13 protein-coding genes are annotated in these 15,461 nt (G+C 36.3%); 6 read left to right on the plus strand and 7 right to left on the minus strand.

Annotated features, from left to right (window positions below; all coding sequences use genetic code 11):
* The 3 genes from tssD to polA all read left to right on the plus strand — a co-directional run.
* Positions 1 to 244: type VI secretion system tube protein TssD (gene tssD / locus DRF57_RS22850; RefSeq protein ID WP_317126119.1), on the plus strand; the 244-nt coding region annotated here is incomplete at its 5' end.
* A 173-nt stretch (positions 245 to 417) separates the two neighbouring features.
* Entirely contained in the window at positions 418 to 849 is a 432-nt protein-coding gene (locus DRF57_RS22855; RefSeq protein WP_115921049.1) for a hypothetical protein, read from the plus strand.
* A 183-nt stretch (positions 850 to 1,032) separates the two neighbouring features.
* Positions 1,033 to 3,867 (plus strand): DNA polymerase I, encoded by a 2,835-nt coding sequence (gene polA, locus DRF57_RS22860; RefSeq protein WP_047495123.1) that lies wholly within the window; start codon positions 1,033 to 1,035, stop codon positions 3,865 to 3,867.
* Positions 3,868 to 3,923: 56 nt separating this feature from the next.
* Here polA and DRF57_RS22865 read toward each other — a convergent pair whose 3' ends face one another.
* The 5 genes from DRF57_RS22865 to DRF57_RS22885 form a co-directional block, all read right to left on the minus strand.
* Positions 3,924 to 4,511 (minus strand): zinc-ribbon domain-containing protein, encoded by a 588-nt coding sequence (locus DRF57_RS22865; protein WP_047495120.1) that lies wholly within the window; start codon positions 4,509 to 4,511, stop codon positions 3,924 to 3,926.
* A gap of 91 nt (positions 4,512 to 4,602) precedes the next feature.
* Complete coding sequence (locus tag DRF57_RS22870) at positions 4,603 to 4,956, minus strand: hypothetical protein (RefSeq protein ID WP_052188777.1); 354 nt, start codon at positions 4,954 to 4,956, stop codon at positions 4,603 to 4,605.
* Between the two features lie 139 nt (positions 4,957 to 5,095).
* On the minus strand, positions 5,096 to 5,722 hold the full coding sequence (locus tag DRF57_RS22875) for an FEKKY domain-containing protein (protein ID WP_047495117.1): 627 nt from the start codon (positions 5,720 to 5,722) through the stop codon (positions 5,096 to 5,098).
* 30 nt (positions 5,723 to 5,752) lie between these two features.
* A complete protein-coding gene (locus DRF57_RS22880; RefSeq protein ID WP_047495114.1) occupies positions 5,753 to 6,151 on the minus strand; it encodes an immunity 22 family protein in 399 nt (132 codons plus the stop codon).
* 25 nt (positions 6,152 to 6,176) lie between these two features.
* On the minus strand, positions 6,177 to 6,734 hold the full coding sequence (locus DRF57_RS22885) for a YdeI/OmpD-associated family protein (protein WP_047495112.1): 558 nt from the start codon (positions 6,732 to 6,734) through the stop codon (positions 6,177 to 6,179).
* Between the two features lie 148 nt (positions 6,735 to 6,882).
* On the opposite strand from DRF57_RS22885, the gene DRF57_RS22890 reads away from it, so the two are divergent.
* Positions 6,883 to 7,530, plus strand: coding sequence for an MgtC/SapB family protein (locus tag DRF57_RS22890; protein WP_047495109.1), 648 nt, complete (start codon positions 6,883 to 6,885; stop codon positions 7,528 to 7,530).
* Between the two features lie 27 nt (positions 7,531 to 7,557).
* On the opposite strand, the gene DRF57_RS22895 is transcribed toward DRF57_RS22890, so the two are convergent.
* Positions 7,558 to 8,046: a copper resistance protein NlpE gene (locus DRF57_RS22895; protein WP_228450440.1), complete on the minus strand. Its 489-nt coding sequence runs from the start codon at positions 8,044 to 8,046 to the stop codon at positions 7,558 to 7,560.
* 357 nt (positions 8,047 to 8,403) lie between these two features.
* Between DRF57_RS22895 and DRF57_RS22900 the strand changes: the two genes are divergently transcribed.
* Both DRF57_RS22900 and DRF57_RS22905 read left to right on the plus strand, forming a co-directional pair.
* Positions 8,404 to 10,542, plus strand: a complete 2,139-nt coding sequence (locus DRF57_RS22900) for a S46 family peptidase (protein WP_115921051.1) — start codon at positions 8,404 to 8,406, stop codon at positions 10,540 to 10,542.
* A 173-nt stretch (positions 10,543 to 10,715) separates the two neighbouring features.
* Positions 10,716 to 11,516 (plus strand): MBL fold metallo-hydrolase, encoded by an 801-nt coding sequence (locus DRF57_RS22905; RefSeq protein WP_115921053.1) that lies wholly within the window; start codon positions 10,716 to 10,718, stop codon positions 11,514 to 11,516.
* A 50-nt stretch (positions 11,517 to 11,566) separates the two neighbouring features.
* Here the strand turns inward: DRF57_RS22905 and DRF57_RS22910 are convergent, their stop codons facing one another.
* Positions 11,567 to 14,434, minus strand: coding sequence for a M16 family metallopeptidase (locus DRF57_RS22910; protein ID WP_115921057.1), 2,868 nt, complete (start codon positions 14,432 to 14,434; stop codon positions 11,567 to 11,569).
* Between the last annotated feature and the right edge of the window lie 1,027 nt (positions 14,435 to 15,461).

Here is a 15,461-nt window from a genome sequence, read left to right on the forward strand (position 1 = left end):
GTCTGATATCCTTGAAAGTTTATTGAACGGAAAGTACAAGCCAACTAAAGGAGAAATTACATTCAACAAATCTCACGAAGAAGGAACATTGATTACTTTGAACTGGGAAAACGGATATGTAATTCAGCACGAAGTAGACTTCGATGCAGTAGACAGCAACAGTATGTTGATCAGCTTCGTAGTAAGCGCTGAAACAATCGACTACGGTACTTCTCAATATGCAGGATTATGGCCAGGTAAATAAGCCGTATACCAACAAAATAATACAGAACAGTGTACTCATTGAGTATGCTGTTTTTTTATGGCTTTAAAGGAATTTTTTACTTTTGCCATCAAATTGTATTTCAATACCGCAAGTGTTATAAACCTTTTATGACATTGTGCTTTCCATTAATTTTAATTATTAAAAAAAATAAAATGTTCAGAAAACTTCTATTGATGTTAACTTTCACCATGAGCTTTATGACTTTACAGGCTCAGAACAGCTCCACTTTATTTAAAGGTACTGTTAATGGGAAAATGCCGGTAACTCTGTTTCTGCAATCTGTAGAAAATGGATGTGGCGGTGATCCATATTATAACGGGATGTACCGTTATGAAAAAGTAAGCAACTGGTTAGAACTTAATGTTACCGAAGGAGTAAAACAACAGTTTGCTATGGTAGAAGAAGGCTTTACGGGTCTGATGATCTTAAAAAAAGAAGGCGATCTGATGAATGGTACCTGGATAAGCCCGGATGGTAAAAAACAAATTCCTGTACAGCTGAAAAAAGTGACAGTAAGCAGTAAAGAGCTGGAATCATACCGAAACAAAATGGAGCAGCTGAATTACGAAAACCACGATTGCTAAAATTTTTAAGGGAATGCAAGATATGAGGTGCGAAATGCAGGTTACAAGATCAGGAATAGAAGTCAATAATGATAGCTTTTATTTTAAATTAAAAAAAAGAGACCAAAAATTCACACCCCGAAGCTTACAACTCATATCTCGAATTTTGTTCCTATTTTCATATATTTGTTCATTATAGATAATATGGACGCAACACAAGATAAAAGGCTATTTCTCATCGATGCTTATGCGATGATTTTCAGAGGATATTACGCATTGATCAGAAATCCGAGATTGACGAGCAAAGGATTGGATACTTCTGCCATCTTTGGTTTTACAAACTCTTTGATTGAATTGATCAGAAGAGAAAAGCCAAGCCACCTGGCTGTAGTTTTTGATGTAGGAAGGGCAAGCGTAAGAACTGATGATTTTGCAGATTATAAAGCCAACAGAAGTGAGACTCCTGAAGCCATCAAAATTGCTGTTCCATACATTCACAGGATTTTGGAAGCGATGCATATTCCGATCTTGGGAGTAGAGGGTTACGAAGCGGATGATGTAATAGGAACTATCGCCTGTAAAGCAGAAAAAGAAGGCTATACCACTTTTATGGTAACACCGGATAAAGACTTTGCACAGCTGGTGACAGACAAAATTAAAATTTATAAGCCCGGTTTAAAGGGCGGAGATATAGAAATTCTGGGAGTAGATGAGGTAAAGGCAAAATATGAAATTGAAGACCCTAAACAGGTTATCGATTTCCTTGCTATGATGGGTGATGCTGTAGATAATATCCCGGGACTGGAAGGAGTAGGAGAAAAAACAGCGATGAAGTTCCTGAAAGAATTCGGAAATATTGAAACCTTATTGGCCAATACCGATAAACTGAAGGGAAAACTAAAAGAAAAGATAGAAGCCTCTGCAGAGCGGGGAATTTTATCTAAAAAGCTAGCTACTATTATCTGTGATGCTCCAGTAGAGTTCCACCAGGAACAGTATGACCTGGAAACCCCGGATTTTGAAAAAGTAAAAGAAGTTTTTGAAGAAATTGAGTTCAGAAGACTTTATGAAAATCTATACAGAGCTTTTGCACCTGCCGCTGCAGAAACTGTAGTGGTAAGTGAAGTTGAAGTAAAGCAAACTCCGACAGGTACTGAAATAAAAGGACAGGCAATGCAGCTAGACCTTTTTGCCAATTTTGAAGAACTGGATCAGGCAACTTCTACAAAATCAACTATTGAGCAGAATGACCATCTTTATCAGTTTGTAGATAACCCAAAAGCTCAAAAGGCATTGGTTAATAATTTATTGAAGCAGGAAGCCGTTTGTTTTGATACAGAGACCACTTCATTAAATGAACTGGAGGCAGAGCTGGTAGGAATGAGTTTTTCTTATAAAAAAGGCCTGGCTTATTATATTCCTTTGTCTGAAGATAGAGGAGAAGTATTGCAGACTCTGGAGATTTTCAGACCGTTTTTTGAGAAAGAAGATCTGCTGAAAATTGCTCACAACTTAAAGTTCGATTATAAAATATTAAAACAATACGACATCACCGTTCAAGGTGCTGTGTTTGATACAATGATTGCCCATTACCTGTTGAATCCGGATGGAAGACATGGTATGGACTATCTTTCAGAAGTGTATCTGAACTATAAACCGGTTTCTATTGAAACCATTATCGGAAAAAAAGGTAAAAATCAGGGAACTTTCAGAGATGCTGATCTTAGAACACAGACAGATTATGCGGCAGAAGATGCTGATGTTACCTTTCAGCTGTATGAACTGTTTGCGCCGCAGCTGAAAAAAGAAAATTTAGAAGAACTTTTCTATACCATTGAAATGCCTTTGATGGAAGTGTTGGCGAAAATGGAACTGTCCGGAATTTCTTTGGATGAAAAGTGGCTGGCACAGGAAAGTATTGACCTTGAAAATGACCTGAAGCAGCTTGAAAGGACCATCTTTGAACTTTCAGGAGAAGAATTTAATATGAATTCACCCAAACAACTGGGGGAAATCCTTTTTGAGAAAATGCAGCTTGATCCTAAAGCCAAAAAAACAAAAACAGGACAGTATGCCACCTCAGAAGATGTGCTTCAAAAGTTGGTTTCAAAACACGAAATCATCAAACATATCCTGGAATACAGAACCTATCAGAAACTAAAATCTACCTATGTAGATGCTCTTCCTTCACAGATTGAGAAAGAAGATAACAGGGTACATACCAATTTCTCACAGACTACAGCGGCTACAGGTCGTTTGGCGAGTGTGAATCCTAACCTGCAGAATATTCCGATCCGAACATTAAGAGGACAGCAGATTCGTGGGGCTTTTGTTTCAGGAGAAGGAAAGAAAATAATCTCAGCCGATTATTCACAGATTGAACTTCGTCTTATTGCTGAAATTTCCGGAGAGGATAATATGATCAAAGCTTTCCAGGACGGAGAAGATATTCATGCTTCCACAGCAGCGAAACTATTTAAAATTCCATTGGAAGAAGTTTCCAAAGTACAGAGAAGCCAGGCAAAAACGGTAAACTTTGGAATCATTTACGGACAGGGAGCTTTTGCTTTGGCAGAACAGACCGGATTGTCCCGTACAGAAGCTAAGCAGATGATCGAAGCTTATTTTGAAACCTATCCCAAGCTGAAGAAATACATGGCAGAACAGGTGAATAAAGCCCGTGAAATGGGATATGTAGAAACGATTCTGGGACGAAAACGCCATTTAAAAGATATCAATTCCAACAATTTTGTTGTAAGAGGACATGCAGAAAGAAATGCCGTTAATGCTCCTGTTCAGGGAAGTGCAGCAGATATTGTAAAAATTGCTATGATCAAAATAGACAGAGAGCTTGAAGAACAGCAGCTAAAAACAAAGATGCTGCTTCAGGTACATGATGAATTGGTATTTGAAACCCCTACAGATGAAGTAGAAAGGGCTTCAAAACTGATAAAAAAAGAAATGGAAAATGCTTTAAAAACACAGGTTCCTTTATTGGTGGAAATTGGAGTCGGAGATAACTGGCTGGAAGCGCACTAATAGACGTTCCATTCTAATAAATAATTAAAAAGGTGAGCTGATAGCAGCTCACCTTTTTAATTATAAGAGGTAATAATTTGGCTTTCGTCAAAATAAAAACAAGACGGATCATAATCATACCAACAAGCCTGATAGTTAGGACCATCTCCATAATTTGAAGTATTTATGTTATTCGGTCTGCCTCTTATATATACCAGCATATCGTAATGCATTCCAATCCAAATTTTATGTTCAGAAATTTTAATGCAGTCTTCTTTTGACCATTCAGGATGTTTTTTATGAATTTTCCCGGCTTTGGTTTTTAAGAATTTTTCATTTTCAATTTTTTGTTGTTGATCTATGCTGTCAATTTTTGCTTTATTTTTAATACTGTCCTCTTTAGAGAATTGGCTAACTGTTTCACTTGTAGAATTAGAATGATCTTCTGTTTCAGAACATGTTTTAATTAAAAATATTATAAGCAATATCCCTATAAATAACAAAGCAATACCACATCCGTTATTTTGTTTTTTAGGAGTTTGAGGGGGGAGAATATCTGAGCTTTTTTGTTTGGGATCAGTTTTGATTGAATAGCCACATTGAGGACAAAAAAGAGCAGTGGAATTTATGTCTTTTTGACATTGGGGACATTTAGTTAATGACATAATTATAATTTTTTCATGTACAAAAATATTTTGAACATTTGAAAATTATTTACGGTTTGCCGTACTTTGATAATTAAAGTTTATGTTTTTTTTAAACTATCCATCTGGCTCTTATTTCTTTATAATGTAATACTAAAATGCAGATACATCCAAGAATAATAACTGGCAAAGAGGAAAGAGATAGTGTATAATGAAGTTCTGATTTAAAGTCATATGTACTCCAGGAAGATTCTCTATCCACAAAAACACTATAGTTCCAGAAGATCCACAGACTTATTAATAATAGAAACTCAATAGCTGCCTTAATGAACGTTTTTTTTACAAAGGAAAATAAAAGGAAAATAGCCGATAAGAATACACTCGTAACAGCAGACATGTAAATATTATCTTCAAAAAGACTGCACTCCAGACAACTACTTGAGGTATGGTCGGAAAACTGTCCCATAGACCAGTAAATCTGCAAATAAGTGCTCGTGAAGATGATAGCTATACTGGTGGAAAACCTCTTTATAAAAGAAAATAATCTTTGGGTTTTAGAATAGGGTGTGTTGTTCAAAATAGATAGGGTTATGAGCCGGATGGCTTTAAGGGTGGGAATTTTTCTCTACATGATCAATCTCTTTCTGCATTCTGTCCTCCCATCCTTTACCGTTCCTCCTGGTAAGATGGGGATATACTATTTCTGAATATTTTTCCTGGCCTGTAGTTTCAAAACCATCAATCACACAGCCGGTATTGATATATCTTACTCCATACCTTTTCCGAATACCGTCAATTTTATTGAGCGTTGCACGGTCATGTAACAATAATGGAAACCCTCCGCCAAATTGTATAGTAACCAGATCATTTTTAATATCTTCGGCAGCCTGTTGGGCATACCTATTTTCTATTGCTGAGACTTTTCTTTGTTTTTCTGCCCATCCGTTGATTGATAAATAAGCGAAAAATGCCAGAACCGGAAAATTGACTACCGGAAGGATTCTTAAGAATTTAGTTTTGAAACTTAAACCTTTAATATTCAGGCTGCTTATCAGGTAAGAAACCAAAGCTGTAAAACTTAGTATTACAGCCAGGTATTCTATTCCACATTCTTTAATACTATTGATGAGGTTAAACATCATAGGATAATTCTCTATATAATATTCAAAAATATACACCGCTATAATGAGCAGAATCAAGATGATATTAATAAGTATGAATTTCCTGTTCATAAGAAATGATGTGAAAACCTATGTTGTAATTTAAACGTCAAACTCAATCTCACCAATATAATACAGTTTGTTATCATCCTGCTCTACAGAAACAGGGTTAGGGATCACAAATCTGCTGGCAAAGATAATAGCGTTTACGGGAGTGTCCAGACTAAGTTCATTAAGCTTGCTTTCCAGTATAGGAAGCCATTGATCTGCATACGAATATTCTGAAAACTTTTCATAGATCCCCAGATTTTCATTCTCAAAACCATATTCTATAAAATCATCATCAAACCATTTTATATTCTGTGATTCTGCAAATTTTGAAACATATTGATCATCAGTTTCTTCTTCTATATAAAAATTTTCATCCTCTTCTACAAAGTCATAAAAGTCTTCTTCATTTTTAAAATATCCCAGCCAGAAGTGAGAAGTTTCCTTATCCATAAATTATTTTTTTTGTATTGTAATTTTATTCTAATCTTTTTAATTGACCACTTTTGTCAATCGCTTTTTCCAATCTTGAAAGCCTTGTCTTTTCCTGTTTTGCACTCATAATCCAATGAATGATTACCTTTTTATAAGAAGGAGGTTGGGCTTCAAAAAAATCCCAGGCAGTTGCATGAGCCATAAACTGATCTTTATAAACAGGAGCCAGTGGTATATTCTCGTTTTCATGGGAATAAATACCGGATTTTTCTTCTTTTCTAAGAGCAAATGCCTGTTGGCCTGATGGGGTCATAAGGCCTGCCTTAGAGAGTTCTTCTACCTTTTTGATATTGATAAGACTCCAGATACTCCCGGATTTTCTTGGGGTAAACCGTATAGAATAACTTTCGTGGTCTATAGATTTTCTTACGCCATCGATCCAGCCAAAACACAAAGCCTGATCTACAGATTCAGACCAGCTCATAGAAGGTTTTCCGCTTCCGGTTTTATAGAATCCTGTTAACAGCTCTTTTTCTTCGGTATGGTGTTTTTCCAACCATTCTCTGAATTCTTCTTTTGTGGCAAAAAAAGTAGGGCTCATACTATAATTGGGATTTCATATTGAGACTGTAATATTACAAAAGTTTTCCGTTAAAACAGAACTTTTACTAATCTGATAAAGTCGGGAGTCAAAAATAGTTCCGTAAATTTTTTTGTCGTAATTTTATTCTACACTTAATTTTTTGTAAATGGAATTTCTTCAGGACCATTATACCGTTAAAAACGAACTCGTACTGATTTTTATTTCAGTTATCCTTGGATTGCTGATTGGTGCTGAACGTGAATACCGCAATAAGTCGGCAGGACTTCGTACATTTATTTTAGTCTGTTTCGGATCCTGTTTGTTCACCATTCTTTCCATTAAAATAGGAGTTGCCAATCCGGACCGCCTTGCAGCCAATATTATTACAGGAATTGGGTTTCTGGGAGCCGGGGTTATTTTTAAAGGTGATAACAAGATCGATGGGATCACCACTGCCACTACAATTTGGGCTACAGCCTCAATAGGAATGGCGGTAGGATCAGGATATGTCTATTTTTCACTGTTAGGAACAGTGCTTGTTCTTTTGATTTTGAGTTCTCTTACCTATCTTCAGACCTTTATCGATAATTATCATAAGATCAGAGAGTATAAGATTGCAGTAGCGAGTTCTGAAAATATAAAACACTGTGAAACTATTTTCAAAGAACATCATCTGAAATATATGATGATCAAACAACAGTATACACAAGGGAATTTATCCGTTACATGGAGACTTACAGGAAAAAATAACCATCATGAAGAAGTTATCAGGTGCCTGATGGATGATGAGAAAATCATAGCTTATCAGTTTTGATACATAAAAAAATAAAGGCCTGAGCCTTTATTTTTTCTTGAAGATATATAAATCTTTATTAGGACCGTCAATTTCTTTTCCGTCCATATCCAGTTGGATAAGTATGTTTTCGCCCACTTTATATTTATAATTGGCTGTTTTACCTTTCAGTGTGATGATGCTTCCTGTGGTATCCCATTCAAAAGATCCTTTATCCTGATTCTTTGAATTTCGGTCAAGATATTCCTCACTGATACTGAATGTTTTGTCATTATTCAACGTTAAAGAAGTCTTGATACCGGGACAGTCTGCACACGGTACAACAGCCTCATAAGTACCATTCCAATCCAATGAGTTTTCAGAAGTATCCCCCGCAGCAGTAGGAGTGGCTTTTGAAATACTGTCTGTAGAAGGTGTCTGAACACTGGCAGAATCTGTTGTAGAACCTATTGTTTCAGCTGTTGTCTCTTTTTTTGAGCAAGAAGCAAGAAATAAAGCTGCACCGAATCCCAGGATAAACATTTTGTTTTTCATCATAATAATTAATCTAAATATTTTTTAATTTTAAACTGACTACTAACGAACAAAAACCGAGCCATATAAAGTGGGAGAGCCGGTGAGAATGAGTTCCAGATTGGGCTTTCGTAGTTTAGTTAGATGATAGGGAATTCCCTGTAAACCTGAACCATTATTCACCATGGACTTGGCGGAGTAAAAAATTCACAATTGGCATGGCTATATTCAATACTATAGTTCTATATCAATCTAAAAACGCTAAAATCTGCCCTCTGAAATCTAATGTCTCCATCTCCTAAAAACAGCCATTCCAACTTTACCCCCGTTTTATGAAGCCTGTTCGTATTTTTCTTCGTAAATTCGGGCAAAATTTTGATTATGACAAAAAAGATACTTTTATCCGTATTTCTTTTGCCGGCTGCAATGGCATTTGCACAACAATATGGAGGAATGTGGATTCCTACAGAACTGAATGAGAAGGAAATGAAGGATTTGGGAATGAAGATTTCTGCCAAAGACATTTTCAACCCTCAGAAGCCGAGTATTAAAGATGCAGTAGTACAGTTTAACGGTGGATGTACCGCAGAAATCATTTCGCCTAAAGGGCTGTTGCTTACTAATCACCACTGTGGTTATGGGCAGATTCAGGCACATTCTACAGTTCAGAATGACCTTCTTTCAAATGGTTTCTGGGCTAAAAATATGACTGGTGAATTACCAAATCCAGGTGTAAAAGTAGACTTCATTGTAGATATAAAAGAAGTGACATACCAGGTGTTGGAAGGTACAGATAACCTTACTGAGCCTGAGCTTACTAAAAAGATCAATAACAATATTGAGGTTTACAAAAACTCTCAGAAAATTGAATCATACCAATCGATCCTGGTAAAGCCAATGTACTATGGAAATAAGTATTATGCATATACCATCGAGACCTATAAGGATATCCGTCTTGTAGGGGCTCCACCACAAAGCATAGGAAAATTTGGTAGTGATACAGATAACTGGGTTTGGCCGAGACATACCGGAGATTTCTCTATGTTCAGAATCTATGCAGACAAAAACAACAAGCCTGCAGAGTTTTCAAAAGATAACGTTCCTTATGTTCCCAAGCATTATTTACCGGTTTCTATAAAAGACAAAAATGAAAATGACTTCACTTTTGTATTCGGATTCCCGGGAAAAACTACAGAATATCTTCCTGCAGTAGCTGTGGAGAAGATCATGAAGGATATTGATCCTGCAAGAATTGCTGTACGTGATGTGGCTTTAAAAACATTGGACGAAAAAATGCGTGTCGATAGTGAAACACGTATTAAATATGCTTCAAAATATGCATCAGTAGCCAATTATTGGAAAAAATGGATCGGTGAAGTAGAAGGATTGAAAAAATCCAATGCCGTAGAAAAGAAAGTGATGTATGAAGGTTCTCTGGTTGCTAAAAACCCTGAGATCAAATCCACTTTAGATCAACTGAACAAATTTTACAATGATCAGGCTCCTTACGCATTAAACAATGCCTATTATACTGAAGTTGTAAAAAATGCTGAGACATTGAAGCTTGCAGGTGACTATTATGACTTTGTAACCGCTGTAGAAGCGGGGAGAATGGATGAAAAGGAACTTGCAAAATTAAAAACAAAATTATCCTCTTTCTATAAAGACTACAGTGCAGAACTTGATTCCAGGGTAACGGCAAAGTTATTGGCTTTATATGCTAACAAAACAGCACCACAGTTTTTACCGGCAGGATTTAATAAATTTAAAGACGAAAACGCAAACATCCCTGTAGTGGAAGAGATGTCTAAAAACTCTATCATCACGGGAAGAACAGCGGTAAACGGAGCAGCACTAACTGCTGATATTGAAAAAGGATTCTCTAATCAGGATAAACTGATCAGAACTTTAAAGAAAGATCCTGTTTATCAATTGTATGTTTCTATGAAAGAGACTTACATGAAAACTGCTGATCCGCAATATACTTCGCTTCAGGCTAAGATTGATGCTTTACAGAAGAAGTTTATGGCACAACAGATGGAAACAGATAAGGAGAGAAAATTCTTTCCGGATGCCAATTCCACTCTTCGTGTAACGTACGGAAAAGTAAAAGGCTCTGCACCAAGAGATGCCGTTTCTTACGGATATCAGACGCACTTGGCTGGGGTAATGGAAAAGTATGTTCCGGGAGATTATGAATTTGATGTTCCTAAAAAACTGATCGATCTTTATAACAAGAAAGATTTTGGAATCTATAAAGATAAGACCGGTGATGTTCCTGTTGGATTTACAGCAACAAACCATACAACCGGAGGGAATTCAGGAAGTCCTGCGCTGGATGCTAACGGAAACCTGGTTGGTCTTAACTTTGACAGACAATGGGAAGGCACAATGAGTGATATCAATTATGATCCCCGTTTCAGCAGAAACATTATGGTGGATACAAAATATATACTGTTCATCATCGAAAAATTTGCCGATTCCAAATGGCTTGTTGATGAAATGAAAGTAATCAAATAAACAATAATGATAAGAACCTATTTAATCAAAAATTAAATAGGTTTTTTTATGCATAAAACTGTTGTAACCTTCTAATGGGGAAGAAAAATTTAAGATTTTATATATAGGTTAATTCTATGGATAAAGTAAATTGCAATACATTATATCTATGTAATTTTAAATAAAAAAATCTTATGAACGGGAACGATAATAAACTTAAAATGTGTACAGAATGTGGTACACAATATCCGGAAAGTCATACGGATAATACCTGTATTATATGTGAAGATGAAAGACAGGCGGTACCACAAAGTGGACAATCCTGGACGAGCCACGAAAAGCTTTTAGAAAAGCACAGTGTAGAAATAAAGAAAATCAATGATAATCTTTATGAATTTGTGGTAAACCCTCGGTTTTCCATTGGCCAGCGTGCTCTTTTTGTCATTTCAGAAGATGGAAATATACTATGGGATTGTATCCCATTACTGGATGAAGGGGTGATAGAATTTATTAAATCAAAAGGAGGATTAAAAGCGATTGCAATTTCTCACCCTCACTATTACTCGATTATGAAAATGTGGGCAGAAACCTTTACCTGTAAAATCTATATCCACGAAAAAGATAAAGAATGGGTGGTGAATGCCGGAAACTCTGTAGAATACTGGACGGGAGATCATATGAAGCTTTGGAATCAGATAAGACTTCATAATATAGGTGGACATTTTGATGGAAGTTCTGTTATTGAAATTCCCTGGATGAGTGAAAAAGGAACGCTTTTAATTGGAGATACAATGTATTTATCCCCATCCATGAAGCACTTTGCTACCATGAGAAGCTATCCGAACAGAATTCCTCTCCCGCAGAATGAAATTAAAAGAATTGAAAAGCGATTTGAAGAAATCAGTTTTGATACAATTTATGGGTTCTATTCCTATCAGAATGTAGAAAAGAATGCCGAAGAGATTGTGAAAAAATCTTTTGCAAAATATCAATAAAAAAAGAACGGAAATATTTCCGTTCTTTTTTATTAAGTATAAAGGAGATATTAATGTCCAAAAATATCTTGTAAACTTACTTCTGTAAAAGTTCCCATTTTACTTACGGCTTCCATATTAAGGTTTTCTTTTTTACCGATAATAGCCGTATTAAAATGTACCGGTTTGATGTCTGTCTGATAAAACTGTTTGATATCCTCAAACTTCAGCACCTGGATCTGTTCATAGATGTCTTTTCTGAAATCATGACTAATATTCAGTTTTTTCAGTCTTAGCGTATTGAAAAATATATTAGTCCTTGTCACCCTCGTTGAAGCGATTTGTTTTAAAGCCGCATTCTTTGCATTTTCAAATTGAGTGGGAACTTCCGGAAGCTCATTCATCAGGTCATTCATCGTATCCACAGCAATCATCAGCTTGTCTGGCTGAGTACCAATATAAGTAGTAACATAATCAGGATGATGCAGTTCCGAATTGGCACTGTAAGAAACATATGCAGAATAAGCAAGACTCTTACTTTCACGGATTTCCTGGAAAACAATCGAGGATAATCCCCTTCCAAAATACTCATTGAAGACATTAACTTTCCCGAAATTGGATGGATTGACAGGATTTCCCTTTCCTGCCTTACTCATTTCCATCTGAACCATGTCATAATTGATGAAAAATACACTTCCTCCTGTAGCAGGCTCAGGATAAAGTTTAGGTGCAGGAATCTGAAGACTTTCAGCTTCCGTATACTTTCCAATATATCCTTTGAAATTTTCAAAATCTTTTCCATAGAAAAAAATCTGATATGGATATTTGAACAGATTCTTCATACGGTCAGTAAATACTTCTGCTTTACTGCTTTCAAGCTCCTCTTTAGAGATAACATCTAGAAAGCGGGAAGTATGACCAAGTTTGGTGTAGGTGGTTAAGGCGGTCATAATTCGGTTTTTATCCTTCTTTACAGCCTCACGGTTTTCCAGGATAGTACCTACAAATTGAGTATAAATTTCCTGATCAGGTTTTACTTCATACATCCAGTGCTGTAAAAGACCGATCCCTTTTTCAATATTTTCTTCCAATCCGCTTAACGTAATCAACAGCTGATTATTGGTTGTCTTAAAATCATTACTGACTCCTATTTTAAAAAATTCTTTCTTTAAATCTTCAGGAGAAAACTTATGAGTTCCCAAATACTGCAGAAATTGGGTTGAAATTCCCAGATCCCTGTCGTTATCGCTACCAAAAGGGAAAATGAAATGTACCTGGGCAATATCATTATAGTTGTTTTTAACGAAACTCAGCCTTTTACCCTGAACATGATCAGTAGCGATTTCTTTTTGGTAATCGATGAATTCAGGCTTTATATCTTCAGGCTGATCAGCTAAAATCTCTTGTAGAAACTCAGATTGTGCATCACGGTTGAGTTTAACAGGAGTAATTCCCGGATTTTCTACCCGTACCAATTTGTCATTGATCCCTTTTTCTTTATAAACAACAACATAGTTGTTTTTGAAGAATGTAAGGGCAAAATTCATGACATCTTCCTTGGTGAAACTGGAATATTCATCCATTTCATTCAGTTCCTGTTCCCAGGTTCTTCCTTTTATATATGTGTCATAAAGAGTTGTGGCCAGGCCTTCCGCAGTTTCAAGCCCCTTCATTCTTTGAAGTTTGAAATCGTTTATAATGGCAGGAAGCATCCAGTCGGGGAAATCTCCCTTTTTGATCAGTTCAATTTCTTCCAGTACCATTTCCTTCGCTTCATCCAGCGTCTGTGTTTCCTTGGGAACAGCTACAATAGAAAAATAACCATATTGTTTTAATCCTACAGAAAAAGCCTGTGCCCAAAGCATTTTTTGAGTCTGATTAATATGGAGATCCAATAAACCGGCCTCCCCTCTGTTGCTAAGGATGTTAGCTACAATATCAGCAAGCATAGCCTCTCTTGTACCATAGCTGTCAGTTCTCCAGGCCATCTGAACCCTTGGGGTAGTGGGGCTTTTTACCGTTTTGGTAACAATCTCAGTGATGGGTTTTTCTATAACCGGAGTTTTTTTAGGAAGCTCTCTATAAGGAATAGTCCCGAAATACTGATCAATTAACTGGATTGTTTCATCAAAATCAAAATCTCCCACCAATACCATTGCATAATTATTAGGAACATAATATTCATCAAAATATTTATGAATCGCTTCCATAGAAGGATTTTTTAAATGTTCCGGCTTACCTAAAGTAGTTTGTTGCCCGTTAGGGTGGGTAGGAAACAAAGCATCCATCAATTCATAGTTCACCAATCTGGAATCATTATCCTGTGCTCTGTTGAATTCTTCATACACAGATTCCAGCTCTGTATGGAAAAGGCGTAATACGATTTCAGAAAACCTTTCCTTCTCTATTTTTAGCCATTTTTCAAGCTCGTTGTTGGGGATATTATTTTTATAGACCGTTTCATCAAACCAGGTATGGGCGTTGGTTCCGCTTGCACCCAAAGATGAAATAGCTTTATCATACTCATTCGCGATAGCATATTGACTGGCTTCCTGAGAAATTTGGTCTATTTTTTTATAGATCTCTTTCTTTTTTTCAGCATCCTGCTCTGCTTTATGGGCTTCATAAAGTTCTGAAATCTGATCGATAAGTTCTTTTTCCTTTTTCCAGTCCTGAGTTCCGATCTTAGAAGTCCCTTTAAACATCATGTGTTCAAGATAGTGAGCCAACCCTGTATTGTCTGCCGGATCATTATTACTTCCCGTTCTTACCGGAATGAAAGTCTGAATTCTTGGTGCATCAAAGTTTTGGGCAAGGAAAACCTTTAAACCATTCTTCAGCATGTAGATTCTTACCTTATTTTCATCGTGGGTTACCGTAGTATATTCGTAGAGGTTGGTATCAGTATGAACTGTTTCCTTATATTTCTTGTCAATCATAGATAAACTCATTTCATTCTTTAAAATTCAGAATGTACTACAAATGTAAGCAATCAAAAAAAATGTTTCCCCTTTTTTATGACTATTACATCTATTATTGTAGTTGAAAAGGTGAATAAGAGTAAAAGTATATAACCTATTATAAATATACAGCAGGGGATAGTAGAGTATACCAATTGCCCACTATATAATAATATACAGCTTCATTCCATTCTCTCAACTCCCAACCTCTAGAACCCACCAACTCTCAGACTCTCCAACCCTCCAACTTTCAAACTCATAAGTAGCTTTTTCCCGCTATCCACTCATACTCCTCGCGCCAAGGCTTTCCAGTGCTGTAATCCTTGCGCTTTCCGGCCTGTGCTGTGGGGTATCCGTTTCTATCGGGGCTAGGGGAGTAGATATAGATTATAAATATAGGCTGATGAATAACTGGTAGTCAATAGTCAATATAGCCAGCCATCAGTCGCTAGCTGCCAATAGCCAGCTGCCAATCAATTCTTTTTGGAAATGCATATTCAATAGGAGTGTGCTTTAGCCCGCTCAAATAAAATCAGCCTCTGCCCTGGCTTTAGCCCAAACATAATTGAGATATTCTATCCTATAAAAGAATACCCTACTATATATATGTATAACTTCCATCACTTATCACTTATCACTTATCACTCATTACTCCTCATCTCAGCTCCCTCCCACATTCCAAGGCGTTGCTTCAAACATTTGTTTAAAATTTTCTCCCTTGCCTACCAGTAGGTTAGGATAAAATATGAATATAATATGAATTTAAAGTTAAATAAACTTGTTTGGTATAGGTAAGTTGGCTTACCTTTGCCCCACTGAAAAACGAAAGATATTCAGTAAGCGCAGAAGAGCTTTTAGATAAGCAGAAACGATATACTTTAAAAGATAATAATTCTAAAAAACGTGATCAAAACTTTTTAAAAATAAAAGTTGCGAAAGTGAAAAAGATTTGTATCTTTGCAGTCCCAATATGGGAGCGCAGGAGTAGATGGATTGAGGGTTTAGA

This window comes from Chryseobacterium rhizosphaerae (genome assembly GCF_003385455.1).
Classification (GTDB): Bacteria; Bacteroidota; Bacteroidia; order Flavobacteriales; family Weeksellaceae; genus Chryseobacterium; species Chryseobacterium rhizosphaerae.

Excerpts from the sequence above, each read along its gene's own strand:
- DRF57_RS22855 (WP_115921049.1), top strand. The coding sequence starts at position 418 with ATGTTCAGAAAACTTCTATTGATGTTAACTTTCACCATGAGCTTTATG.
- polA (WP_047495123.1), top strand. The coding sequence starts at position 1,033 with ATGGACGCAACACAAGATAAAAGGCTATTTCTCATCGATGCTTATGCG.
- DRF57_RS22865 (WP_047495120.1), bottom strand. The coding sequence starts at position 4,511 with ATGTCATTAACTAAATGTCCCCAATGTCAAAAAGACATAAATTCCACT.
- DRF57_RS22870 (WP_052188777.1), bottom strand. The coding sequence starts at position 4,956 with ATGGGACAGTTTTCCGACCATACCTCAAGTAGTTGTCTGGAGTGCAGT.
- DRF57_RS22875 (WP_047495117.1), bottom strand. The coding sequence starts at position 5,722 with ATGAACAGGAAATTCATACTTATTAATATCATCTTGATTCTGCTCATT.
- DRF57_RS22880 (WP_047495114.1), bottom strand. The coding sequence starts at position 6,151 with ATGGATAAGGAAACTTCTCACTTCTGGCTGGGATATTTTAAAAATGAA.
- DRF57_RS22885 (WP_047495112.1), bottom strand. The coding sequence starts at position 6,734 with ATGAGCCCTACTTTTTTTGCCACAAAAGAAGAATTCAGAGAATGGTTG.
- DRF57_RS22890 (WP_047495109.1), top strand. The coding sequence starts at position 6,883 with ATGGAATTTCTTCAGGACCATTATACCGTTAAAAACGAACTCGTACTG.
- DRF57_RS22895 (WP_228450440.1), bottom strand. The coding sequence starts at position 8,046 with ATGATGAAAAACAAAATGTTTATCCTGGGATTCGGTGCAGCTTTATTT.
- DRF57_RS22900 (WP_115921051.1), top strand. The coding sequence starts at position 8,404 with ATGACAAAAAAGATACTTTTATCCGTATTTCTTTTGCCGGCTGCAATG.
- DRF57_RS22905 (WP_115921053.1), top strand. The coding sequence starts at position 10,716 with ATGAACGGGAACGATAATAAACTTAAAATGTGTACAGAATGTGGTACA.
- DRF57_RS22910 (WP_115921057.1), bottom strand. The coding sequence starts at position 14,434 with ATGATTGACAAGAAATATAAGGAAACAGTTCATACTGATACCAACCTC.